Origin of the sequence: Pseudomonas avellanae BPIC 631 (assembly GCF_000444135.1) — a bacterium.
GTDB classification, from domain to species: Bacteria; Pseudomonadota; Gammaproteobacteria; order Pseudomonadales; family Pseudomonadaceae; genus Aquipseudomonas; species Aquipseudomonas avellanae.
In genome coordinates this window covers 1-1,838 of the sequence record NZ_ATDK01000110.1, presented here as the reverse complement: position 1 = coordinate 1,838, position 1,838 = coordinate 1, and the positions used below count along the sequence as shown (strand labels likewise).

The 1,838-nt window shown below is 56.6% G+C and carries 1 protein-coding gene and 1 pseudogene; both read left to right on the top strand.

The window, feature by feature from the left end:
• Positions 1–42: 42 nt before the first annotated feature.
• Positions 43–798, top strand: coding sequence for an IS21-like element ISPsy14 family helper ATPase IstB (gene istB / locus DW49_RS0107205; RefSeq protein ID WP_024421164.1), 756 nt, complete (start codon positions 43–45; stop codon positions 796–798).
• 214 nt (positions 799–1,012) lie between these two features.
• Positions 1,013–1,294: pseudogene (locus DW49_RS0107200) on the top strand (hypothetical protein); the annotation flags it as partial.
• Positions 1,295–1,838: the final 544 nt, after the last annotated feature.

Sequence of the window (1,838 nt, the reverse complement as noted above, 5' to 3'; positions counted from 1 at the left end):
CGGCCCTGGCTACTACCACTGACCTGAAAAAGGAGCTTCGAAATGCTACCGAATCCAACGCTCGACAAGCTGCAAACCCTGCGCCTGCACGGCATGATCAAGGCGCTTGGCGAACAACACGCAACGCCTGACATCAACGATCTCAGCTTCGACGAACGCCTCGGTCTGATGGTCGACCGCGAGCTGACCGAGCGCGAAGACGCCCGCCTGACTACTCGCCTCAAGGCCGCACGACTGCGCCATAACGCCTGCCTGGAGGACATCGATTACCGCAGCCCGCGCGGCCTGGAAAAGGCATTGATCCTGCAACTGGGCAGTGGCCAGTGGCTGCGCGATGGCCTGAACTTGATCATCGGCGGGCCAACGGGCGTAGGCAAAACCTGGCTCGCCTGCGCGCTGGCCCACAAGGCCTGCCGCGACGGCTACAGCGTCCGTTACCTGCGTCTACCGCGCTTGATGGAGGAGCTGGGCCTGGCTCATGGCGACGGCCGCTTCGCCAAACTGATGGCTGGCTACGCCAAGACTGACCTGCTGATCCTGGACGACTGGGGCCTGGCACCGTTTACCGCCGCCCAACGGCGCGACATGCTTGAGCTGCTGGATGACCGCTACGGCAACCGCTCGACGCTGGTCACCAGCCAGATGCCGGTGGACAAATGGCATGCGCTGATCGGCGACCCGACCTTGGGCGATGCGATCCTCGACCGGCTGGTGCATAACGCTTATCGAATCGAGTTGAAGGGTGAATCGATGCGCAGGCGCGCAACGAAATTGACGACGACAAGGACTTCAGACTAACAATGCGAACCTGCGTCGCTGCGCTCCGACTGCCTGTCCGGGTAAGCGTGGAACGAGTGTCCGGATGTTGGTGGGCTGAGTGTCCGGATGGCGTGGAATCCGCAATTGGACTCGAACCAACGACCCCCACCATGTCAAGGAGAGGAGCAATACCCCTTAGCCCATACAGGCTATGGCCTTGAGAGAACGCCCATTCACATCATGAGGCGTCAACATGGCTAACATCCGCTCCCTACCATCAGGCAACTGGAACGCTCAGGTCAGATTGAAAGGCCCCCCCCAGTCGAAGACATTTTCAACACAGGCTGAGGCTCAGGCATGGGCTGACAAGCTTGAAGCTGTCATCAAAGACCACAAGCACCACACCATATTCACATTGGGCATGACCTACTGTGACTCCCACCTCAAGGGCAAGGGTTCCTACACCCATGCTGTCCAGATCGTTGAGCAACTAGCTCACGCCTTCCCTCAGTCAATTCATGACATAACCCCTAAGTGTAGCGGCCTGCAATCGAAATGGCGCCGACCTGCAATCATCGCGTTTTTCGACCAGGATTGATTGCGTCTATCCGAGCCAGCAAACCGGGATTATTTGCGAATGAACCTGCATTCATCTGGTTAGACCTGCAATCGACCGTCATGAACCGGAATTATTTGCGAGTGACCACTCGCCGTTTCTGTCTCATTTAAGTACACCCTTGTGAGACTAGTGGATGAGGCGCTTTTTGCGTCTCAATAGGGTGGATTTTCATTATTTGACACGGTAGTTCTCCACTTCTAGAGCCTAATGAGGCAAGTTTGGCGATGGCCCTTTACGGATACGCTCGTGTTGCAGGTCGAGGCCATTTCGATTGCAGGTCGCTACAACTACACCTTCCAGAGCGGTAAAATAATCGACCTGCACGCGCTCACACCAAAGTCCCGGCCCTAAGGATCCTCCGATCAACTCACCGCGCCGTGGCCGATATCCGGACTTTTCCTAAAATAAGCCGCTATTTGTTGAAAAATCGATCGATTAATCGCGCATATCGCAAAGATCG